Here is a 20,666-nt window from a genome sequence, read left to right on the forward strand (position 1 = left end):
CCACCGAGGAGATCGACGATGACCCTCACCCGGCGCGCTCTCGGCGCCACAGCACTCGCAGTTCCTCTGGCCCTCGCCGCAGGAGCCTGCTCACGCAGCGCGGTCGACCCTGTGCAGGCGGCGACAACCCGTGGCGCCATCCGGATCTGGGTCTCCAACAACGAGCAGGAGCTCGCCTGGGGCGAGGCGGTCACCGCCGCCTGGAACGCCGAGCATCCCGATGAGCAGGTCACGCTGCAGGAGGTCCCTGCCGGAGCCAGCTCGGAGGAGGCCATCTCCGCCGCGATCGTGGCCGGCACCACCGCAGATCTCGTCTTCAACGCGTCCCCGGCGGCGCTGCCCGATTGGGTGCGCGCCGGCGGCCTGGTCGATCTGACCACGTTCGAGGGCGGCCGGGAGCACATCGAGAGCCGCACCGGACAGCGCGCCCGCGACTACGCCGAGGACGGAGGCCAGGGCGGTTATTACCAGCTGCCCTGGAAGTCCAACCCGGTGATGGTCATGTTCAACAAGGAGATCTTCGCGGCCGCCGGGATCGATCCAGGGTCCCCAGGAATGGACACCTTCGAGACTTTCCTCGAGGGCTCACGGCAGATCGTCAGCTCAGGTGCCTCGGCATCAGCCGTCTGGCCCGCACCCACGAGCGACTTCTACCAGCCGTGGTTCGACTTCTACCCGATGTACCTCGCCCAGACCCACGGCACGCTCCTCGTGGAGGATGACGCGACCACCTTCGACTCCCCCGACGGCCTGGCGGTCGCCGAGCTGTGGCGCGCGATGTACGAGGAAGGGCTCGCCCCACGGGAGGAGTCCACGGACGACGCGATGACGATGGGCACCACCGCGATGCAGCTGGCAGGGCCTTGGGCGATCGCCACCTACAAGGATCAGCTCGACTACGGATTCATGCCGGTTCCCAGTGCGGACGGCATCGCCCCCGAGGAGACCATCACCTTCGCGGACTCCAAGAACGTCGCGATGTTCAGCTCGAGCCGAAATCGGCTCACGGCCTGGGAGTTCCTGTCCTTCGCCACCAGCGAGGAGTGGGACGGCAAGCTGCTCGAGCTCTCCGGTCAGATGCCCCTGCGCACCGACCTGCTCGCCACCTACCCGGACTACTTCGCCGAGCATCCCGACTACACGAGCTTCGCCGATCAGGCCGATCGAGTGGCCGATGTGCCCTACCTGTCCGGTGCCATCGAGATCTGGCAGCGATTCCGCGACGAGTTCTCCGCCTCCGCGATCTTCGGGAAGAAGTCGGTCGCGGACGGCCTGCACGATGCCGCCGAGCAGATCGACCAGCTGGTGCAGAAGGGAGCACGATGATCACCCCCGATACCGCCCCGCCCCTACGCCCTCCGACGAGCCCGCTGCGTCGGCTGCTCGGGAAGCAGCCCCTCGGTCTGGGACTCTCGTTGCCGTACATCGTGTTCCTCGCCGCGGTGATGGCATATCCCCTGGCCTACGCCGTGTACATCTCGTTCTTCGACTACGTGTTCACCGCCCCCGGCATGGACATGGACCATCCGTTCGTTGGGCTGGAGAACTACCGCACCGCCCTGACCGATCCCCGCGTGCTGCAGTCCTTCGGCAACATCGCGGTGTTCCTCGTGATCAATGTGCCTCTCACGGTCATCCTGTCGATGGGGTTCGCCTCGGCCCTGAACGCGGTCACCCGCTGGGCCGGTGCTTTCCGCGTGGCGTTCTACGTCCCGTACGTGACGGCGAGCGTGTCGCTGATCGGCGTGTGGATGCTGCTGTTCTCGCAGGATGGCCTGGTCAACACGATCCTCGGGCCGCTCGCCCCGGATCCTTCGTGGCTGGTCAACGACGCCCTCGCGATGCCGTCGATCGCCCTGTACGTGACGTGGAAGCAACTGGGGTTCTACATCCTGCTGTATCTCGCCGCGCTGCAGAACGTGCCGAAAGAGCTGTACGAATCCGCCTCGACCGACGGGGCCGGGATCCTGCAGCGCTTCCGACACATCACGGTGCCGGGCCTGCGCGCCACCACGATGCTCGTGCTGATCCTCTCGATCATCACCGGCGCGAACCTGTTCACCGAGCCATATCTGCTGACCAGCGGCGGCGGACCGGATGGCGCCTCCACCTCACCGGTGCTGATGATCTACCAGAAGGGCATCCAGCAGGGGAACCCGGATGTCGCCTCTGCGATCGGCGTGCTGCTCGTGATCGGCGTCGGCCTGCTGTCCCTGGCCTCCACCCGCCTGACGAAGGAGAGCTGACATGAGGTCCCGCACCCCCACCCGGATCGCGCTGTACGTGATCCTCGCGCTCGCGGCGCTGGTGTTCATCTTCCCCTTCTACTTCATGATCGTCGGTGCCCTGCAGGAGAACCCGACCACCACCCCGGCGGGCATGTTCCCCACCGGGGGCTGGACCCTGGAGAACTTCGCCAGCATCAACGAGCGGCTCCCGCTGCTGCGTGCGCTGCTGAACTCGGTGGTGTTCACCGCCGGTGTCCTGCTGGGCACCCTGACCTTCGGCCTCAGCGCCGGCTACGCCCTGTCCCGGCTGCATTGGCGTGGCCGCGGAGTACTGTTCGTGGTCATGCTCGGGGTGCAGATGGTCCCCTTCCAGCTGCTCATGATCCCCCTGTACGTGCAGGTCGCCGGCTCGTACGGGCTCGGGGACACCTACGCCGGGATGATCCTGCCGTTCTTCATCAACACCACCGCGGTGTTCATCTTCCGGCAGTTCTTCCTGGCCCTGCCCGAGGAGATGTTCGAGGCGGCGAGGATCGACGGGGCGAGCGAGCTGAGGGTGCTGTGGGCCATCGCGATCCCGCTGGTGCGCCCGGCGATCGCGACGGTCGTGCTGATCACCTTCATCGGCCCGTGGAACGAATTCCTCTGGCCGTTCCTCATCACGAAGGACGCCTCGATGCAGCCCCTCGCGGTGGCGCTGGCGAACTACATCGCCAACATCGCCCAGACCGTCGCGAACCCCAATGGCGCGATCCTCGCCGGAGCCTGCGCCCTCGCGCTGCCCGTCGTGATCCTGTTCTGCCTGTTCCAGAAGTACTTCACGGCCTCCGACATCGGCGCCGGGGTGAAGGGGTGATCGGCCGACACGACCGACGCATCTGACGCCACCGATACGACTGATACGGCCGCAGCTGAAGCGACCGCAGCAGCGGAGGCGATCGGCGCCACCGCGCCGAGCCGCCGCTGCTCTCCTCCTCGACCCCCACTGCAAAGGACCTCCCCATGACCACCACCAGCCTCTTCGGCGACGCCCGCTTCCCGCTGGGCCCCTTCACCCCCTACGAGAACAACCCGATCCTGCGGCCCAAGGGCGACTCCTGGGAGTCCTCGAACCTCTACAACCCGGCGGCGCTGGTCGTCGATGACCAGGTGGTGCTGCTGTATCGGGCCCACGCGGAGGACATCGTCTCCCACGTCGGCATCGCGTTCAGCGACGACGGCTACCACTTCGAGCGGGAGAACGCTCCGATCCTCTCGCCCGAGCACGACTACGAGCGCTTCGGCTGCGAGGACCCGCGCATCGCATACATCGAGGGCACCTACTACCTCACCTACACGGGCTGGGACCGACGCTCCGCGCAGCTGTGCCTGGCGACCTCTCCCGACCTGCGCACGTGGACCAAGCACGGCCCGCTCTTCGAGGACTTCGACACCTTCAAGACCATGGACCCGCGCGGCTTCAACTGGTCCAAGGCTGGCGTGATCGTCCCTCAGCAGATCGACGGGAAGTGGTGGATGTACTTCGGAGAGGGCGGGATCTACTGGGCGACCAGCGACGACCTCATCCACTGGACCCCCGGCACGAGCGACGAGGAGCCGATGTACTCCCCCACCCCGGGCACCTGGGACGAGGCCCTCGTGGAGATCGGCACCTCTCCGGTGCTGACGGACGACGGGCTCCTGCTGATGCTCACCAACGGCGCCACCCGGCGCTACCTGAAGGACGGCACGCGGGAGGTCGACTACCGCTGCGGCCAGATCGTCATCGACCCCGCGAACCCGACGACGGTCCTCGCCCGCCTCCAGGAGCCGTGGCTGCGCCCGCAGACCTTCGAGGACACGCACGGGCTGGTCTCGAACGTGACCTTCGTGGAGGGGCTCGTGAAGTTCCGCGGGACGTGGTTCGCCTACTACGGCCAGTCCGACACCACGCTCGCCGTCGCGGTCGCCGATCCGGGCGCGACGTACGGGACCGATCTGCGCGCCGACGGCTGAGCTCACTCGGTCGGACCCCGGCACGGCACGGCCCGCCTCCCCGGTTCCCCCGGGGCGGCGGGCCGTGCCTGCGCGAGGACTCTCAGGGCAGGGAGAGCAACGCCTGCATCGGCAGATGATCGGACGCGAAGGCACCGCTGGGATCGCGGTAGTCGTTGATCGCGGCCTGATGCGTGGTGATGTCTTCCGTGGTCAGCACCCAGTCGATCCGGTCGCCGCCCTCGACTGCCTCTGCATATCCGGGGCAGGTCTCCCAGGCCGGGGTGAGCTGCTCGGCCGCGGCATCCCAGGAATCCACGGTGGGGCCGTCCGTGACGAGGGTCGTGTAGGCGCCGGAGTCGTGGGCGGGTGAGTTGTAGTCGCCGGTGACGATGGTGGGGAGCTGGTCGAGCTCACCACCGTCGAAGAGGTCGATCATCGCCTGGCCGCTCTTGATCCGTGCCTGCTCGGACTCGTGGTCGAAATGGGTGTTGATCATCGCGAACTCGGCCCCGCTGGCGAGGTCCCGCAGCCGCGCCCACACCACGATGCGGGTGATGCGGTTCCCCCAGGTCGCGGAGCCGATGACCTCCGGGGTGTCCGAGAGCCAGAACTGGTCCCAGGCCAGGACCTCGAGGCGGGTCGTGTCGTAGAAGATCGCCGAGTGCTCGTCCTTGCTGCCGCCCTTGCGCCCGTAGCCGATCATCCGATGCCGGGGCAGGGCGGAGTCGATCGCGCTCATCTGGGTGTACTGCGCCTCCTGCACGCCCAGAAGGGTCGGCTCCTCACGGGCCAGCAGATCGATCAGCACCGGTTCACGGTCCGGCCAATGATCCGGGTCCCCTGGTTCTGTCTCGGGGGTGGTGTCCTGGCGGATGTTGAACGACATTACATGCAGGCGGTCGCGGCCTGCCCTGCCGATCAGCGGTCGAGCACTGTCGCCGTCGGCTCTCACGGGTGCAGCCGAGGCGGGAGCGGCAAGCGCTGCGGCAGCTCCTCCGAGGGCGGCTGCCCCGATTCCGGTCGCGAAGGTGCGGCGGGCGATCGACATGTCCATGGTCTTCTCCTGAAGGTTGTCGTCATGGGAGATCCACACTAGGGGGAGCGCTCCCCCTAGGTGCGGAGTTCTCCGAATGGACCATCGATCGGTCTCGGAATTCGTGCGCTGGGAACCGTCCGGCCATCCGGTACGCGGCACCCGCCCGACAGCGGGCAGTCCCGCGAGCCGCCGTGCAGAGCGATGCGCGGTGTGCGAGCCCGGTCGGCGGTGCCGCCGACGAGCGACGGATCCCTGACATCGGAGAGCGAGGTGCGGAGTGGACGATCCCGGTCTGCTCCTCACTCTCAGCATGGCGCTGAGCGTGTTCATCGGCGCCGTCTCCCAGCGTGCCAACGGGATGGGTTTCGCGCTGCTGTCCGCCCCGTTCCTCGTGCTCGTGCTGGGACCGCTGCAGGGAATGCTCGCGGTCAACGCCGCCTCCGTCCTCGCCAACTCGCTGATCCTGGTGCAGGTGTGGAGGGACGTGGACTGGCCGCGCGCGAAGCTGCTGGTCCCGATGGGGGTGGTGGGCGTCCTGCCCGGCGCCGTCGCCGTCGAGCTGCTGCCGGAGGCGCCGCTAACCATCGTGGTCAGCCTCCTGGTCGTGCTCGGGCTCGGCGTCACTAACCTGCTGCGGGGCCGCACGGTGCCCCCGTCGGCCGTGCTGGGAGCGGCGGGCGGCTTCACCTCGGGCTTCATGGGCGTCACCGCAGGTGTGGCTGGGCCCGGCGTGGTGGTCTATGCACGCGCCACGGGCTGGGAGCATCGCCATTTCGCCGCCACCGCACAGCTGCACGGAGTGGCGCTCGGCATCGTCTCGCTCGCCGCCAAGCGTGCTCTGCCGTCCTTCGAGCCCTCGGGCTGGATCGCACTGCTGGTCTCGCTGCTCGTAGGCCTCCTGGTGGGAGATCGTCTCTCGCGTCGCATCGACGGCGCCGCCGCGATGCGCGTCGTCGTCCTGATCGCGATGGCCGGAGCCCTCCTCGCTCTGGGGCGCGGTATGTTCGCCGCGCTCTGACCGGGGCCCGGCGCCCAGCCGTCGGCGCAGACCGGAGCCTTCCGAGGGCGCCCGCAGGCGACAAGACCCCTGCCTCTTCCCGCCGACGGCGGGGGTGACAGGGGCCTGTCCATGACGAGGTCGAGAACACCTCGCCGGTCAGCTCACAGGGTGCTGGCGAAGGGGTCGAAGCCCTCCTGCACCAGCGGGACCTCGCCGACGGAGCTGTTCACGGTGACGAACTCGCCGGAGGCTGCGGACTCCTCGGCGGAGAGCATCACGTCGAGCACGTGATAGCCGAGCTCGCCGCTGGCCACGTGCGGGCGGCCCTCGGCGATCGCGCGGACCATGTCCAGCAGGCCGGTGCCGCGGCCTGCGACGATGCCTTCCTGCGGGACCTCGATCCACTCCTGCTCCGGGGGCTGCTCGCCGAAGGAGTCGAAGGGCTTCACGTAGGCGATGCGACCCTCGAACATGTTCGGGTCGGGGACCACGAGCGACCCCTCGGTGCCGTGGATCTCCACGACGCCCTGGCGCGCGAGCGGCGAGTCGAAGCTGACCAGCGACGTGCCCGTCTGGCCGGCCTCGAACTGGGTGAGCACCGAGATCGTGGAGGGCACCTCGACGGGGAAGGTCTCCCCCGCGTTCGGACCCACCTGGATCGCACGCTCCTTCGTGGCCCTCAGGCCCACGGCTGCGACCTTCTCGACGGTGCCGAACAGGCTCACCAGAGTGGTGAAGTAGTACGGGCCGATGTCGAGCAGCGGGCCGGCGCCCTGGGCGAACAGGAAGCCGGGGTTCGGGTGGAACACCTCGGGGCCCTGGTACTGCATCGAGGTCTGCGCGAACAGCGGGCGACCGATGGTCCCCTTGGCGATCTCGCGCTTGGCGGTCTGGACGCCCGGGCCGAGCACGGTGTCGGGCGCGCAGCCCACCCGCAGCCCGGCCTCGCCGGCGGCCTTCAGCAGCGCCGACGTGGACTCGCGGTCCAGGCCCAGCGGCTTCTCGGTCCAGACATGCTTGCCGGCGGCGATCGCCGAGGCGGAGATCTCGGCGTGCACGGCGGGGATCGTCAGGTTCACGACGACCTGCACGCCCGGGTGGTCCAGCACGTCCTGTGCGGTTCCCCAGGTGGCGATGCCGTGCTTCTCGGCCTGGCTGCGGGCACGATCGGTGTCGATGTCGCCGAGCACGAGCACGTCGACGTCCGGGAAGGAGCCGAGGTTCTCGAGGTAGGTGTCGGAGATGACGCCGACGCCGATGAAGCCGACGCCGACGGGCCCGGTGGAGGCGCTCATGCTGCGAGGCCGTTCTCGATGAGGAAGGTGTAGCTGTCCGCGATGTCCTCGAAGACGTCGCCGGGGGCGTTGTCGTACTCGATGACGGCGTACTCCAGGGCGGTCGCGGCCTTCAGGGCGTCGATGGTGGGCACCTCGCCGTCCCCGGCGTGGCGCTGGTCCAGGCTCGAGGAGTCGAACTTGGGGGCGTCGGGCGCGAACGGGTTCGAGGCCGGCGCGACGCCGTCCTTGACATGGATCGCGACGAGGCGGTCGCCGAGCTTCTTCACGAGGCCCACGGCGTCCTGCTGGCCGGCGAGGGCCCAGAACAGATCCAGCTCGATCACGACGGTCGGGTCGACCAGATCGAGGAAGCGCTCGTAGGCGGTCTGTCCGTCGAACGAGGCGACGAACTCCTGCGCGTGGTTGTGGTAGCCGACGGTGAGGCCGAATTCCTTGGCCTTCTCGGACGCGGCGTTGAGCCGCTCGGCGATGTCCTTCACGCCGTCCTCGGTGAGCCAGCGGTCCGCGGCGACCATCGGCTCGATGACGGTCTTCATGCCGATCTCGGCGGCGGCCTCGAACACGATCTCGTTGGCCGGGGTGAGGATCGAGCCGTCCGGGGTCCACAGCTCGTCGGAGAGCAGCGGGGCGTGGCCGGTCGGGGAGGTCAGGCCGGCCTTGTCGAGGGCGGCGCGGATCTCCGCGGGGCGACGCACGAAGTCGAAGGCCTCGACCGTGCGCAGACCGATGCCGGCGAGCTTGTCGAGGGATCCGTCCATGTCCGCCGAGAACTCGGAGGCCAAGGAATAGAGCTGGATGGAAGCGATGGGCAGGGCCACGACGAACCTTCTTTCTGGCGGTTATCACCCGCTGTTCCGCACGTCACGGTGGGGGCGTGGGGGAAACGCTAGCACGCAAATCCTCCACATGGAGGTTTTGTCCGGGTAGCATCTGGACATGTGCACCGATGAAGCCAGCGCCGCCGCCGAGCCCACCGTCATCGGCCGCGCCGGTTCGTATTCGAAAGGCGTGGCTCGACGCCAGGAGATCCTCGATCGAGCGATCGAGGTGTTCCGCGAGCGAGGGGCCGACGGCACCTCGCTGCGTCGCATCGCCACGGCCATCGGGGTCTCGCATGCCGCGCTGCTGCACTACTTCGATTCCCGTGAGCAGCTCCTGGTCGCGGTCTACGAGCACGCGGAGTCCCAGCGCGACACCGCGAAGATGTACGAGGACAGATCCGCGCTCGACGTGCTGGTCACGGCGGCCGTGATCAACATCGGCGTGCCGGGCATGGTGGAGCTGTACACGACGCTCGTCGCCACCGCCCTCGCGGTGGACGGCTCACCGTCGAACACCTTCTTCAGCTCACGATTCGCGCGGATCCGAGAAGATCTCACGCAGCGCCTGGCGGCCGGGCAGGCCGCCGGCAGCGTGCGTCAGGATGTGGATCCCGCCGATATGGCGGCCCTCCTCATCGCGGCGTCCGACGGCCTGCAGGTCCAGTGGCTGCTCGAGCCCACCGTGGAGCTCGAGCGCACACTGGAGACCTTCGCGGTGCTGTTCGCCCCTACGTCTTGAGGCTGCCGCGCAGGTCGGGCACGTCCGAGAGCAGCCGCCGGGTGTAGTCGCCCTGGGGGGAGAAGATGACCTCCTCCGTCGTGCCCCGCTCGACGACCTTGCCGTGCTCCATGACCGCGACCCGGTCGGCGAGATAGCACGCCTGGCCGATGTCGTGCGTGATGAACAGGACCGTCAGGCCCAGGTCGTTCTTCAGATCGTGCAGCACGTTGAGCACGTTCACGCGCAGGGTCGCGTCGAGCATGCTCGTCGCCTCGTCCGCGAGCAGCACCTTGGGGCGCATCATCAGGGCACGGGCCACCATGACGCGCTGGCGCTGACCGCCGGACATCTGGTGCGGGAACTTGTGCAGCACCTCCTTGGGCCGCAGGTCGACATAGCCGAGGCACTCCTCGATCAAGGAGTCGGCCTCGTCCTTGGGGACCTTCGCGAGGGCGAGGCCGCGCCGCAGCAGGGACCCCACGGTGAAGAACTGGTTGAACGAGGAGAAGGGGTCCTGGAAGACCGCCTGCACGTCCGTCCAGTACTCCCGCAGGTCGCCGCCCCGGAGATGGGTGACGTCCTGCCCGCGGTAGGTGATCGTCCCCGAGGTCACCGGCATCAGGCGCAGCAGCATCCGCGCCAGGGTCGACTTCCCGGAGCCGGACTCCCCCACCACGGCCAGCACGCTGGACTCGGGGAACTCGAGGCTGACATCGTCGACCGCGGTGATCTTCGACCCCGCGACGCTGAACTCCTTGGTGACGTTCTGGCAGGACAGCAGGACTTCGGCATCGGTCGTGCTGCGGGTGATCATGTCGTCCTGCGGGGCGTTCTGCGCAGCAGCTGCGGTGGACTCGCTCATGGCGTCCCCACCTCCTCGGTGGTCGTGGGCGTCGTGGAGCCTCTCGTGCGACGGGCGACGCCGCGCCTCCGCGTCTCCTGGCTGGGATCGAGCACCGAGGACAGCAGCTTGCGCGTGTACGGGTGCTGGGCGTTCTCGACGAGCTGCCGGGTCGGGCCGGACTCGACGATGCTCCCGGCGTTCATGATCGCCAGCTTGTCGGAGACCTGGGAGAGGACCGGCAGATCGTGGGTCACGAAGACCACGCCCGACATGATCCCCTGCTGGACCATCTCCAGCAGCATCTCCACCAGCATGCGCTGGCTGGAGACGTCCAGGGCCGACGTCGGCTCGTCGGCGATGAGCAGGCGCGGGTTCTGCAGCGTCGAGATCACGGTGATCATGCGCTGCTTCATGCCGCCGGAGAGCTGGTGCGCATAGGAGTCCAGCACCCGCACGGGCATGTCCAGCATCTTCAGCCGGTCCTGGGCGAGGTCCAGGGCCTCGTCCTTGGTGATCTTCGGGTCGTGGGCCCGCATCACGTCCCTGACCAGGCTGCTGATCCGCAGCGTGGGGCTGATGGAGTTCATCGCGCCCTGCGGGAGCATCGAGACGGTGCGCCCCCGGTAGGGCCGATGCCGCGTGAGATCCGACGGCTGGAGGGTCGACAGATCGATCGTCTCCCCGTCGATCTCCAGGGTCCCGGACAGGACGTACAGCGGCGGGGTGGCGATCATCGCGAGCGCGTTGCCCAGCGTGGTCTTCCCACAGCCGGACTCCCCGGCCAGCCCCAGGATCTCGCCCTCGCCGAGCTCGATCGAGACTCCGTCGACGGCGGTGAAGTCCTCCTCGCCGCCGCCGTAGACACAGCGGATGTTCTCGGCGCGGGCGAGGATGCCTGACCGCGAGGGGGATGACGCCGCGCCGGTCGCGCCGGTCGTGCCGTTCGTGTCGTTCGTACTCATGCCTTCTCACCTGCTCTCGCTCGGTCGGGGCCGGCCTGCTCGGCGAGCTGCCGGGCCTCCTCGATCCGCCGGTTGGCGGCCTGCTTCATCTGCTTGCGCTTGCCGCGGCGCAGGCGCGGGTTGAACACCTCGTCGAGGCTGGCCTGCAGCAGCAGGAAGCCGAAGGAGACGAGGGTCAGGATGATCGTCGGCGGGAGGAATGCCCACCAGGCGCCGCTGGCGACGGCCTGGAACGCGAGCGCCCAGTGGAGCTGGGTGCCCAGGGAGTTCGCGCCCGACGGGCCCAGGCCCAGCATCGAGAGCGCGGCCTCGGCGAGGATGGCGCCGGCGACCTGCAGCACGAACGCCATCACGGCGTAGGACAGGATGTACGGCAGGACGTCCTTGAGCAGGATCCCGGCCAGCCGCGCCCCGGAGAGCCGGGCCACGTCGATGTGCTCGCGGGTGGCGACCGAGGACGCCTGCGCGCGCACCGCCCTGGCCGTCCAGGGCCAGGAGGTGATCCCGATGACGATGGCGAGGGACCAGATGGTGCTCTCGGGCAGCGACATCGAGATGAGGATCAGCACGACGATCGAGGGGATCGCGAGCACCACGTTGGTGACGCCCATGAGCAGTTCCTCGAACCAGCCGCCGACATAACCGGCCAGCAGCCCGACGCCCACGCCGATGGTCGTCGCGACGGTCCCGGCGACCAGGCCGATGATCAGCGAGGTGCGTGTGCCGGCCATCAGGACGGCCAGGACGTCGTGCCCGAAGTTGTCGGTGCCCAGCAGCAGGCCGGCACCTGGCGCATCGTAGAGCGAGCCGACCTTCTCCCCGGCGGTGGTCGGGTAGATGTACCCGGCCAGGCCCAGGGCGACCACGAAGACCACCAGCACGAGGGAGATCCAGAAGCGTCCGGAGAAGTTGAAGGAGCGCAGGGTGTTCGCGCGCGGAGCGGCCGTCTCCTCGGCCATGGAGGTGTTCACCGTCGACATATCACTTCTCCCCGGACTTGGCCGCGCGGATGCGCGGGTCGACGATTCCGTAGACGATCTCCACGGCGAAGTTCGCCACCAGCACGGCGACGGTGATGATGAGCGTCACCGCCTGGATGACGGGATAGTCATTCGCGGAGATCGCGTTGAACAGCAGCAGACCGACGCCCGGATAGCTGAAGACCAGCTCGGTGATGAGCGCGCCTCCGACGAGGGTGCCGATCGCCAGAGCGAGGCCGGTGATCTGCGGGAGCATCGCGTTGCGGAAGATGTACTGCGTGATCTTGTTGTCCCGGATGCCCATGGCCCGGGCGTAGTTCACGTAGTCGCCGCCCAGCTCGTAGATGGCCATCGAGCGCATGCCCACGGCCTGGCCGCCGATGAAGACGACCACGAGCGAGAGGAAGGGCAGCCAGTAGTAGCTGACCGCATCCCAGAGGAACGCGAGGCTGAACTCCGGTGTCAGCCCGAGCGAGTACGCCCCGCCGACGGGGAACACCCCGGCGACGACGGCGAGTCCGTACAGCAGCAGGATCGAGAGGCAGTAGTACGGCATGGCCGAGAGGAACAGCGACGAGGTGAACACGCTGCGGTCCCAGTTGCCGCCGCGGAACGCGGCGATCGCGCCGACGACGTTGCCGAGGATCCAGCCGATGAGGATCGCCGGCAGCTGCACGGCGATCGACCAGGGCAGCGCCTGGCCCACGAGGTCGTTGACCGATGCCGGGTAGTACGCGAAGGACGTCCCCAGATCACCGGTGAACACGTTCCCGAGATACGTGAAGAACTGCTGCCACAGGGGCTGGTCGAGACCGAACTCCTGGACGTAGCTCTCATAGACCTGCTTCTGCTGCTCGCTGGTGACGGAGCCGCCGCGGGACAGGTTCGAGACGATGACGTCGACGGGGTTGCCCGGGACGAGCCGGGGCAGCAGGAAGTTGAGACCTACTGCTGCCACCAGCGCGACCAGGTACCACACCGTCTTCTGGGCGATGTAGCGGCCGAGATTCACAGGTTCCCTCAGCCGCCGATCTTCTTGAGCTGGAAGATCCACTCGTTGCCGGCGCCGCGGAACATCGGCGGGGCGTAGTCGTTGTCCTCGGTGGGCCAGTTCGACCAGTTCGAGGCGTTGAACTCGAAGAACTCATCAGGGCGGTACATGAGCGGGAAGGCAGGGACCTCCGCACGGTACAGATCGTCGAGCGCGGTGATCGCGTCCTTCTTGGAGGCGTCGTCGGGTGCGGCGGCAGCCGTCTCGAGGAGGTCGTTGACCTTGTCGTTCTCCCAGCGACCGAAGTTGCGGTAGGCGGTCTGACCCAGCGGTGCCATGTCGACGTTGCTCATGACGTCGCTGAAACGCTGCCACGGGGCGGCAGGGTTCGTGCCGGCCACCGACCAGCAGCCCATGTCGAAGTCGCCGTTCTGGAAGGCGGTCGAGGTCTGGGCCTGCTGCGGGAAGTTGGTCGCGGCATCGACACCGATGGCCTGGAAGTTCTTGGCCACGATCTCGAGCGCCGCGTTCCAGTCCGTCCAGCCCTGCGGGGTGATGAGCTTCCAGGGACCGAGCTTCACGCCGTCCTTGGCGTAGAAGCCGTCGTCGCCCTTGGCATAGCCGGCGCCCTGGAGGATCTCCTCGGCCTTCGCGGCGTCGAAGGTCCAGCCATCGGCCTTGGCCTTGTCCCGATCCAGCCAGGCGTCCTCGGCGCCGTCCGGGACGACGAGCGAGGCGAGCACCTGGGAGGAGTAGCCGGACATGGCGGTCTCGGCGATCGAGGCGTAGTCCACGGCGTGGGCGAGGGCCTTGCGGACCTCGACGTCATCGAGCCCGGGCTTGGTGGTGTTGATCATGAACATCGGCATGGAGCCGGGCGAGAAGTACGGCTTGTCCTGCAGGTACGTGCCCACAGGCTTGTCCGCCTCCCACATCTTCCAGATCTGCGGCACGAACTGCTGCATGACATCGAGCTCGCCGTTCTGGAACTTGAGGTTGCCGTCCTCGTTGGACTTGAAGATCGGGTGGATGATCTTCGTCATCGCCGGCAGGCCCTCGTAGAAGTCCTTGCCCCAGTAGTCCTCGTTGCGCGCGAGGATGATCTGGGTCTGGTCCGCGAGCTCGAGGCTGAAGGGACCGGTGCCGATCGCGGTGTCGGTCTCCCAGGAGGCGATCTTGTTCCCGGTCTCCTTCGCGACCTTCTCGAACACGGCCTTGGGCACGATGAACTGCTGGGCGAGCGAGGTCAGCACGGAGCCGACGTTCTTGCGCTCCTTGTTGATCGCGATGCTGATGGTGTTGCCGTCCGCGGTCATCTCGTCGACCTCGGTCCAGAACGACGCGACGCCGAGACCCTCGTCGATCTTGCCCAGCTCGAAGGTGTAGAGCACGTCGTCCGCCGTGAACTCAGAGCCGTCGTGCCAGGTGATGCCGTCCTGGAGGGTCAGGGTGATGGACTCGTTCCCGGAGACCTCGTGCTTGGCGGCGAGGCCCGCGAGGAGCTCGCCGGAGACGATGTCGAAGCGCAGCAGGGTCTCGTAGACGTACTGGGCGACGTTGTTGGAGGCCGGCCACGCCGGGGCGGCCGCGAAGGTGTTGAAGTTGGTGGGCGGGCTCCACTGGAAGCCGGCGATGAAGAGCTGGTCGGCGCCGTCGCCGCTGCGCCCCTTCCCGGCCTTGCCGTTGTTGCCGACGCCGACGAGCTCCTCGCCGCCGCCACCGCCGCTCTTGCCTCCACCACCGGTCGCACCGCCGCAGGCGGCCAGTGCCGCGGCGCCGCCGAGGGCACCGGTACCCGCCATGAAGCGGCGGCGGGATGTTCCGCCGGGGAGTCGACGGGATCCAAGTTCGGTCATGGCAGACCTGCCTCTCTGTTCGCGCTCCCCCATTGGAGCGTCGGATCATCAGTGATCCATGACACTGATTGAACCCTCCCCCGCCAGAAAACATCCACTGGTAGGCGTTACGGTCCGATAACGATTGTGGCGAGCTTCACGGCGTAAAACGTTGAGGTGACAAAGAGGCTCTGGCCTGCCCCGTTGTCGACCGGCCCTCCCGGCCTCCCGGCGCCCGGGCGTGATTCTGCTAACTTGGCATCGGCACGACCGCCTGCGCGGATCCCCGGTGCAGGCCAGAGCCACGACAGGAACGACGGAGGCAGGCGCCCGCATGGATCCCTTGGTCGGCGCGATCACGAGCACGTCGCTCGTGGAGAGCCAGCTGCTCCTCGTCGCCTTCGTGCTGTGCTCGCTGATCGGGCTCGAGCGCCAGTTCCGGCAGAAGGCCGCCGGCTTCCGCACCCACGTGCTCGTCGGCCTCGGCTCGTGCGCCTTCACCCTGGTCTCGGTCTACGGCTTCGCCGCCGTGCTCGGGGACGACGTGCGACTGGACCCGTCGCGCATCGCCGCACAGATCGTCTCCGGCATCGGCTTCCTCGGCGCGGGCGTCATCTTCAAAGGACGCAATGTGGTGCGGGGGCTGACCACGGCCGCCACGATCTGGGTCGCCGCCGCCGTGGGCATGGCCTGCGGAGCCGGCATGCTGTCGCTGGCCGTGCTGCTCACGGCGCTGCACCTGCTGACGCTGTTCGTGGTCGCACCGCTGCTGCGCCGGCTCCCCTCCCCCGATGCGAAGCGCCTGCTGCGGATCACCTACGCCGACGGCGCCGGCGTGCTGCGGGACCTGCTCGCTCTCGCGACCGCGATGGGGTTCACCAGCTCGATCGAGCACAGCCGCCGCACCGAGCGGGACGGTCATCGATTCGTGGTGATGGACGTCCGGTTCCACGGCAGGCCCCCGGTGCGCGACCTGATCCCCCAGTTCATGGAGCTCGACGGCGTGGACCGGGTCATGCTGCGCACCAGCGGCGAGGACGCCGACGACGAGGATGTCAGTTCCTGAGGGCGACCCGTCGACGGGCCATGATCTGCCGCGCGGCCACGTCGGCGCCGGCGAGCAGGGGTGACGGCACGCCCGGGCTGGCCCCGATAGCGCTGCCGGGCTGGGTGCTCGCAGCGGGGATGCCGAGCACGATCACGGCGGGATCCTCGGTGCCATCGGCGGCGACCAGGTTGTGCCCTCCGCGGGCGGACTCCGCGGCGTCCGCCCGTGTGGCCTCGAGGCTCTGGGTGGGGACACCGTCGACGGTGTGGATGCGGGCGCGCCCGGTGCGGAGCAGCTCCCGCAGCAGCGGGTCGTCGGTCTGCGGGATCCGTCCCTTGGACATCCGTGTCTCCAGCAGCACGCGTGAGGACGCGGAGCGGCCGGTGATCGCCGACCGGCCGAAGAACCGGCCGCGGGTCTCGTCGACCCCGATGCTCAGCTCGGGCCCCAGCAGCTCGATCACCCCGGCCTCGATCAGGGCGAGGACCAGGCGGACCCGGTCCGCAGGAGGACCCGAGGCGAGCGCGAGGGAGTCGCCGTCGAACCAGCCCAGCACATCCCGGGCCAGGGACTCGCCGTGGAAGGCGCCGAGCCCGGTGAGACGGCCGACGTGCCGGCGCAGGGCGCCCATCGCCCCGTTGACCGCAGCGCGGGGGTGGTGGGCGGGGTCGGAGAGCGAGCCGAGCTCGTCCTCGATCAGGCGGGCGACCAGGGCGTCCCAGGCCTCGCCGGTGACGGGCCGGCCGTGGGTGGGGCGGTGCAGCTCGTCGAGCGTCCAGGTCCAGCGGGGGTCGGTGATCGCCGCGCTGAGCACTGCGTCGACCGCGTCCTGCGTGGTTGAGGCGTCGAGGGCGGGCAGCCAGCCTCCGCGCACGGCGCCGGGCACGTGGTCCGTGAGGGCGTCGAGGTAGGCGCGCGCGAACTCCCGGCAGAGCACGGGCCACACCTCGGCGGCGAAGTCAACGTCGGAGCGTTCTGCCAGCTCGCCGAACCATGCACGGGTGGCCCAGCGGGCGGTGAAGGGTCGCACGGAGCGGCCGCCGTCGGGCTTGGACCGGTAGGGCACACCGCGGCGGGAGCCGACGACGAGGCGGGGCTCGCGTCCGCTGGGTGCATAGCGCAGGCGGCCGGTCGGATCGCCGGGGATGCGCCGCGCGGCGCCGCCCCAGTCGTCGACCAGCTGTCCGATCACGTCGAAGAAGTTCGCTCCGAGGCCGCGCACCAGCACGGTCTCCCCGGCGGGCAGTCCCGTGTAGCGGCGCTCGGCGGGCATGCCGGGTTCTGCGCAGCGCAGGCCGTGGCGGTCGGCCGCCTCGATCAAGGCGGTGACCTCTGGGTCGCGACGCGCCTGGACCATCCCCTGGGCGAGGACCACGGTGGGGGCGGCGAGACGGCGGCCGTCGGCCAGCACCACCACGGTCTCCTGCCCGTCGCGCGCGAGGTCCACGACGAGTCCGTGGATCTCCTGGACCTCGACGTGCCCGGCGGCGATCGCGGCGTCGAGCTGATCGCGGAAGTAGACGCCCTGCAGCCGGCGGGTCGGGAAGCTCGCCCCGACCAGGGTGCGGGCCTCCTCGAGCACCCAGGATCCCTGCGGATGGCCACCGGAGGCGGTGACGGTGCGGGCCCACTGCACGAGGTCCGGACCGGGGGCGGCCGGGCCGCTCATCGGGGTGCAGTCGTCGGGATGGATGGTGGTCGCGTCGGCCTGCGTGTTGTTGAGGTACTCACCGGGCTGGTCGATCCGCCAGGTGGCGCCGGCGCCCACGGACGTCGCGTCGATGACGGCCAGGCGAGCGGGCGGCGCGCCGTCGGCCTCCGCGCGGGCTGCGGCGCGCAGCACGGTCGCGACGCCGCGCGGTCCGCCGCCGACGATGATCGCGTCGAGGGTGCTCATCGGGCGTCGGCGACGAGCTCGTCGAGCCGGGAGCCGGTGCGGGTTACACCGTGCTCGTCCACCCGGGGCCGCACCTCGACCGTGCCGTCGCTGATGCCGACCTCGACGTCCACCTCGTAGACGGTGCGCAGGGTCTGCGCCTGCAGGGCGCTCGCGGGGCTGCCGTCGGCGGTGATGCGCCCGTCGTGCAGCACGATCACCTGGTCGCAGTAGCGGGCGGCGTGGTTGAGGTCGTGGATGGCGATCAGGGCGCTGATGCCCTCCTCGCGGGTGATCTGGCGGACCAGCTGCAGGGTCTCGATCTGGTAGCGCAGGTCGAGGGCGCTGGTGGGCTCGTCCAGCAGCAGCACGCGGGTCTCCTGGGCCAGCGCCCGAGCGATCAGCGCGCGCTGGGCCTGACCGCCGGAGAGCTCGGACATGCTGCGCTCGGCGAGGTCCATCAGACCCATGCGCACGATCGCGTCCTCGACCGTCGCCCGGTCCTCCTGGCGCGGGGCGATCCCGAAGTGCGGGGTGCGGCCCAGCATCACGGCCTCGCGCACGGTGAGGTCGAAGGGGGCGTCGCCGGCCTGCGGCACGTAGCCGACGACCTTGGCGAGCTCACGGCGACCGAGCGAGGAGGTGTCCCGGCCCTCGACGGTGACTCGGCCGGCCTTCGCCCGGTGCACCCCGGCGATGGCCTTGACCAGCGTTGACTTCCCGGAGCCGTTGGGGCCCAGCAGGGCGCAGAACGCTCCCGGTGCGACCTCGAAGGAGATGTCCTCGAGGATCCTGCGCTTGCCGTAGGCGAAGGAGAGGTGGTCGACGGAGAGGCTCACTTCAGGGTGTTCCTTCGCGTGAGGATGAGATAGATGAACACGGGGCCGCCGATGAAGGCGACCACGATGCCGACGGGCACGACGGCGGGAGCGATCACCGTACGCCCCACGGCGTCGGCGACCAGCAGGAGCAGCCCGCCGGAGAGTGCCGCGAAGGGCAGCAGGTGACGGTGGTCGGCACCGATGGCGAGGCGTGCGATGTGCGGGCCGACGAGGCCCACGAAGCCGATGATCCCGCAGAAGCTGACCACGATCGCGGCGAGCGTGACCGACAGGGCGATCAGGCCCACGCGCAGCGGGCCCACGTTCACGCCGAAGCTGCGGGCGGCGTCGTCGCCCGCGAAGGCGATCGCGTTGAGGTCCTTGGAGAACCACATCGTCAGCGGGAGGGCGAGCACGGTGACGGCGCCGACGATGAGCACGTCCTGCCAGCTGGCGTCGTTCACCGACCCGAAGGTCCAGCGGATGATCGCCTGCAGGGTGTTCTCGTTCGCGGTGAACTGCAGCGCCGAGGTGAGGGCCTCGAAGATCTGGGTCATGGCGATGCCGAGCAGCAGCAGCGTGGCGACGGCCATGCGGCGGGCGGTCGCGATGCCGAGCACGAGCGCGGAGACCATGAGCGACATGACCATCGCGCCGGCGATCGTGGCCCAGGCCGGGAGCTGGTTGGTGCCGGCGAGGGTGATCACGAGGGCGGCACCGAAGGCCGCCGCCGGGGAGACGCCCAGGGTGAAAGGGCTGACCAGGGGATTGCGCAGCAGCCCCTGCATGAGCACGCCGGAGACGGACAGCGCGGCGCCGGCGGTGAAGGCGAGCAGCACCCGCGGCAGACGCAGCTGGGTGATCACCGCGTAGGAGGACGCGAAATCGGCGCTGATGGTGCCGCCGACGATGCTCACCTGGATCGAGCGGACCACGTCGGTGAAGCCCACACCGGCGGTGCCGATGGTCACCGAGGTGATCAGGGCGAGCACGGAGACCACGAGGCCGGCAGCGATGACCAGGCGCTTGCGCAGCTCATGGCGGCGGGCGGGGGCCGATGCCGCCGCAGCGGCGGGAGCCGGAGCGGGCTTCGTCGCGAGGGTCGTGGTCATGACTGCGGCCCCTGCACGTAGTCGGCCGGGTCGGAGAGCTCGGTGTCCTGGAACTCGGTGACCCAGCGGGTGAGGTACTCATCGGGGTCCACGTCGGCCATCTCCTGGGGGTGCAGCCAGACGCCGAGGTAGAGGGCGCCGATGGACTTGCCCAGCGCGCTGGTGGCCCAGCCGTTGGCGATCGCGACGTTCCCCTCGGCGAGGGCGGTCATCCCGCTCCAGCCGGGGCGGGCGGCGAGATCGGCGCGGAGGTCCTCGAAGCGGTCCACGGGCTCGGCGGAGGGCTCGAACTCATGGATCACGAACTCGGGGTCGCGCAGCACGACCTCGCTGGGGTCGACGGTCAGCTCCTCCTGGGCGTCGCTGCCGGAGGCGTCGTCGAAGATGTTGCTGCCGCCGCCGGCGAGGATCATGGCGTGGAAGCCGGAGCCGGGCAGGGTGGTGAGGTACGGCTCGACGGTCTCGAAGTAGACCGGGACGGGCTCGACGTCCGCGAGGCGCTCGGTGAGCAGGCCCGAGATCTCGTCCTTGAAGGACAGCACGGTCCGAGCTGCGTCGTCGGCCCCGAAAACCTGGCCGAGCAGGGTGATGGTGGCGTCGACGACCTCGGTGTCCCAGGCGGTCGCGACGACCAGCGGGATGCCGAAGGGTTCGAGCTGCTCGGCGGCCTCCTGCCAGACGGCGTTGCGGGGCAGGATCACGACGTCCGGCGAGAGCTTCGCGATCGCCTCGTAGTTGAGCTGGTCCAATCCCTCGGCGATGACCTGGCTCTCCTCGAGCGGCAGGTAGGGCAGGCGGTCCAGCGAGGCACGGTCCACGCCCACCACCCTGTCGCCCGCGCCGATGGCGCGAACGAACTCGTTGGTGTAGCTGTTCAGCACCACGGCCTTCCGCGCGGGGCCGGGCAGCACGACCTCTCGGTCCTGGTCATCGGTGATGGTGATCGACGTGTCCTCGTCGCTCACGGCGGACTCCCCCTCCACGGTGACCTCGCCGCAGGCGGCGAGGCCGAGGACGGGCAGGGTGGCGACAGCGGCGCCGAGCAGGGTGCGACGGCGAAGTGCGCGGCCCGTGGAGTGGGTTGAACGCGTGGGGGTCATGGGGGTTCCTCGAGGG

General features: G+C 69.1%; 19 protein-coding genes. 7 read left to right on the plus strand and 12 right to left on the minus strand.

Annotation, left to right across the window (positions count from 1 at the left end; all coding sequences use genetic code 11):
* Window positions 1-18 precede the first annotated feature (18 nt).
* The 4 genes from ACT3UL_RS14365 to ACT3UL_RS14380 all read left to right on the plus strand — a co-directional run bounded on the left by ACT3UL_RS14365 (window position 19) and on the right by ACT3UL_RS14380 (window position 4,223).
* The gene (locus tag ACT3UL_RS14365) at window positions 19-1,326 is read left to right on the plus strand and encodes an extracellular solute-binding protein (RefSeq protein ID WP_444578934.1); all 1,308 of its coding nucleotides are present in this window, start codon (window positions 19-21) and stop codon (window positions 1,324-1,326) included.
* Window positions 1,323-2,246 carry a carbohydrate ABC transporter permease gene (locus tag ACT3UL_RS14370; RefSeq protein ID WP_096166041.1) on the plus strand — a complete coding sequence of 308 codons (924 nt, stop codon included), beginning with the start codon at window positions 1,323-1,325 and terminating at the stop codon, window positions 2,244-2,246. Before ACT3UL_RS14365 ends, ACT3UL_RS14370 begins: the two co-directional genes overlap by 4 nt.
* 1 nt (window position 2,247) lies before the next feature.
* The gene (locus tag ACT3UL_RS14375; RefSeq protein ID WP_114306161.1) at window positions 2,248-3,084 is read left to right on the plus strand and encodes a carbohydrate ABC transporter permease; all 837 of its coding nucleotides are present in this window, start codon (window positions 2,248-2,250) and stop codon (window positions 3,082-3,084) included.
* Between the two features lie 146 nt (window positions 3,085-3,230).
* Window positions 3,231-4,223 (plus strand): glycoside hydrolase family 130 protein, encoded by a 993-nt coding sequence (locus tag ACT3UL_RS14380; RefSeq protein ID WP_096166039.1) that lies wholly within the window; start codon window positions 3,231-3,233, stop codon window positions 4,221-4,223.
* An 82-nt stretch (window positions 4,224-4,305) separates the two neighbouring features.
* Here ACT3UL_RS14380 and ACT3UL_RS14385 read toward each other — a convergent pair whose 3' ends face one another.
* A complete protein-coding gene (locus ACT3UL_RS14385; RefSeq protein WP_443360417.1) occupies window positions 4,306-5,259 on the minus strand; it encodes an endonuclease/exonuclease/phosphatase family protein in 954 nt (317 codons plus the stop codon).
* Between the two features lie 259 nt (window positions 5,260-5,518).
* Here ACT3UL_RS14385 and ACT3UL_RS14390 point away from each other — a divergent pair, with 259 nt between their 5' ends.
* Window positions 5,519-6,259, plus strand: a complete 741-nt coding sequence (locus ACT3UL_RS14390; RefSeq protein WP_444578937.1) for a sulfite exporter TauE/SafE family protein — start codon at window positions 5,519-5,521, stop codon at window positions 6,257-6,259.
* A 143-nt stretch (window positions 6,260-6,402) separates the two neighbouring features.
* Here ACT3UL_RS14390 and ACT3UL_RS14395 read toward each other — a convergent pair whose 3' ends face one another.
* Window positions 6,403-7,536 carry a Gfo/Idh/MocA family protein gene (locus ACT3UL_RS14395; protein ID WP_444578939.1) on the minus strand — a complete coding sequence of 378 codons (1,134 nt, stop codon included), beginning with the start codon at window positions 7,534-7,536 and terminating at the stop codon, window positions 6,403-6,405.
* Complete coding sequence (locus ACT3UL_RS14400) at window positions 7,533-8,357, minus strand: sugar phosphate isomerase/epimerase family protein (protein ID WP_444578941.1); 825 nt, start codon at window positions 8,355-8,357, stop codon at window positions 7,533-7,535. The genes ACT3UL_RS14395 and ACT3UL_RS14400 overlap by 4 nt, the downstream gene beginning before the upstream one ends.
* Before the next feature lie 118 nt (window positions 8,358-8,475).
* Between ACT3UL_RS14400 and ACT3UL_RS14405 the strand changes: the two genes are divergently transcribed.
* A complete protein-coding gene (locus ACT3UL_RS14405) occupies window positions 8,476-9,099 on the plus strand; it encodes a TetR/AcrR family transcriptional regulator (RefSeq protein WP_444578943.1) in 624 nt (207 codons plus the stop codon).
* On the opposite strand, the gene ACT3UL_RS14410 is transcribed toward ACT3UL_RS14405, so the two are convergent.
* Genes ACT3UL_RS14410 through ACT3UL_RS14430 form a run of 5 tightly spaced genes read right to left on the minus strand, consistent with a single transcriptional unit; the run spans window position 9,089 to window position 14,714 of the window.
* Window positions 9,089-9,943 (minus strand): ABC transporter ATP-binding protein, encoded by an 855-nt coding sequence (locus ACT3UL_RS14410; RefSeq protein WP_444578944.1) that lies wholly within the window; start codon window positions 9,941-9,943, stop codon window positions 9,089-9,091. The two genes, ACT3UL_RS14405 and ACT3UL_RS14410, sit on opposite strands and share 11 nt — an antisense overlap.
* Entirely contained in the window at window positions 9,940-10,887 is a 948-nt protein-coding gene (locus tag ACT3UL_RS14415) for an ATP-binding cassette domain-containing protein (protein ID WP_444578945.1), read from the minus strand. The genes ACT3UL_RS14410 and ACT3UL_RS14415 overlap by 4 nt, the downstream gene beginning before the upstream one ends.
* Window positions 10,884-11,867, minus strand: a complete 984-nt coding sequence (locus ACT3UL_RS14420; RefSeq protein ID WP_444578947.1) for an ABC transporter permease — start codon at window positions 11,865-11,867, stop codon at window positions 10,884-10,886. Before ACT3UL_RS14420 ends, ACT3UL_RS14415 begins: the two co-directional genes overlap by 4 nt.
* 1 nt (window position 11,868) lies before the next feature.
* Window positions 11,869-12,879, minus strand: coding sequence for an ABC transporter permease (locus ACT3UL_RS14425; RefSeq protein ID WP_441449071.1), 1,011 nt, complete (start codon window positions 12,877-12,879; stop codon window positions 11,869-11,871).
* Between the two features lie 8 nt (window positions 12,880-12,887).
* Window positions 12,888-14,714, minus strand: coding sequence for an ABC transporter substrate-binding protein (locus ACT3UL_RS14430; RefSeq protein WP_444578949.1), 1,827 nt, complete (start codon window positions 14,712-14,714; stop codon window positions 12,888-12,890).
* Window positions 14,715-15,027: 313 nt separating this feature from the next.
* Here ACT3UL_RS14430 and ACT3UL_RS14435 point away from each other — a divergent pair, with 313 nt between their 5' ends.
* A complete protein-coding gene (locus ACT3UL_RS14435) occupies window positions 15,028-15,759 on the plus strand; it encodes an MgtC/SapB family protein (RefSeq protein WP_343926526.1) in 732 nt (243 codons plus the stop codon).
* On the opposite strand, the gene ACT3UL_RS14440 is transcribed toward ACT3UL_RS14435, so the two are convergent.
* Genes ACT3UL_RS14440 through ACT3UL_RS14455 form a run of 4 tightly spaced genes read right to left on the minus strand, consistent with a single transcriptional unit; the run spans window position 15,749 to window position 20,650 of the window.
* Window positions 15,749-17,638 (minus strand): FAD/NAD(P)-binding protein, encoded by a 1,890-nt coding sequence (locus ACT3UL_RS14440; protein WP_444578951.1) that lies wholly within the window; start codon window positions 17,636-17,638, stop codon window positions 15,749-15,751. The two genes, ACT3UL_RS14435 and ACT3UL_RS14440, sit on opposite strands and share 11 nt — an antisense overlap.
* Window positions 17,635-18,456 (minus strand): ABC transporter ATP-binding protein, encoded by an 822-nt coding sequence (locus ACT3UL_RS14445; RefSeq protein ID WP_444578953.1) that lies wholly within the window; start codon window positions 18,454-18,456, stop codon window positions 17,635-17,637. The genes ACT3UL_RS14440 and ACT3UL_RS14445 overlap by 4 nt, the downstream gene beginning before the upstream one ends.
* The gene (locus ACT3UL_RS14450) at window positions 18,453-19,550 is read right to left on the minus strand and encodes a FecCD family ABC transporter permease (protein WP_444578955.1); all 1,098 of its coding nucleotides are present in this window, start codon (window positions 19,548-19,550) and stop codon (window positions 18,453-18,455) included. The genes ACT3UL_RS14445 and ACT3UL_RS14450 overlap by 4 nt, the downstream gene beginning before the upstream one ends.
* Window positions 19,547-20,650: an ABC transporter substrate-binding protein gene (locus tag ACT3UL_RS14455; RefSeq protein ID WP_444578957.1), complete on the minus strand. Its 1,104-nt coding sequence runs from the start codon at window positions 20,648-20,650 to the stop codon at window positions 19,547-19,549. Before ACT3UL_RS14455 ends, ACT3UL_RS14450 begins: the two co-directional genes overlap by 4 nt.
* Window positions 20,651-20,666: the final 16 nt, after the last annotated feature.

The organism is Brachybacterium sp. 107, from assembly GCF_052379725.1.
In the GTDB taxonomy this organism is placed as follows: domain Bacteria; phylum Actinomycetota; class Actinomycetes; order Actinomycetales; family Dermabacteraceae; genus Brachybacterium.

Bases quoted from the DNA above. Each gene is read 5' to 3' on its own strand.
- ACT3UL_RS14365 (WP_444578934.1), top strand. From the start codon at position 19: ATGACCCTCACCCGGCGCGCTCTCGGCGCCACAGCACTCGCAGTTCCT.
- ACT3UL_RS14395 (WP_444578939.1), bottom strand. From the start codon at position 7,536: ATGAGCGCCTCCACCGGGCCCGTCGGCGTCGGCTTCATCGGCGTCGGC.
- ACT3UL_RS14455 (WP_444578957.1), bottom strand. From the start codon at position 20,650: ATGACCCCCACGCGTTCAACCCACTCCACGGGCCGCGCACTTCGCCGT.
- ACT3UL_RS14420 (WP_444578947.1), bottom strand. From the start codon at position 11,867: ATGTCGACGGTGAACACCTCCATGGCCGAGGAGACGGCCGCTCCGCGC.
- ACT3UL_RS14430 (WP_444578949.1), bottom strand. From the start codon at position 14,714: ATGACCGAACTTGGATCCCGTCGACTCCCCGGCGGAACATCCCGCCGC.
- ACT3UL_RS14410 (WP_444578944.1), bottom strand. From the start codon at position 9,943: ATGAGCGAGTCCACCGCAGCTGCTGCGCAGAACGCCCCGCAGGACGAC.
- ACT3UL_RS14435 (WP_343926526.1), top strand. From the start codon at position 15,028: ATGGATCCCTTGGTCGGCGCGATCACGAGCACGTCGCTCGTGGAGAGC.
- ACT3UL_RS14370 (WP_096166041.1), top strand. From the start codon at position 1,323: ATGATCACCCCCGATACCGCCCCGCCCCTACGCCCTCCGACGAGCCCG.
- ACT3UL_RS14385 (WP_443360417.1), bottom strand. From the start codon at position 5,259: ATGGACATGTCGATCGCCCGCCGCACCTTCGCGACCGGAATCGGGGCA.
- ACT3UL_RS14450 (WP_444578955.1), bottom strand. From the start codon at position 19,550: ATGACCACGACCCTCGCGACGAAGCCCGCTCCGGCTCCCGCCGCTGCG.
- ACT3UL_RS14380 (WP_096166039.1), top strand. From the start codon at position 3,231: ATGACCACCACCAGCCTCTTCGGCGACGCCCGCTTCCCGCTGGGCCCC.
- ACT3UL_RS14375 (WP_114306161.1), top strand. From the start codon at position 2,248: ATGAGGTCCCGCACCCCCACCCGGATCGCGCTGTACGTGATCCTCGCG.
- ACT3UL_RS14440 (WP_444578951.1), bottom strand. From the start codon at position 17,638: ATGAGCACCCTCGACGCGATCATCGTCGGCGGCGGACCGCGCGGCGTC.
- ACT3UL_RS14415 (WP_444578945.1), bottom strand. From the start codon at position 10,887: ATGAGTACGAACGACACGAACGGCACGACCGGCGCGACCGGCGCGGCG.
- ACT3UL_RS14405 (WP_444578943.1), top strand. From the start codon at position 8,476: ATGTGCACCGATGAAGCCAGCGCCGCCGCCGAGCCCACCGTCATCGGC.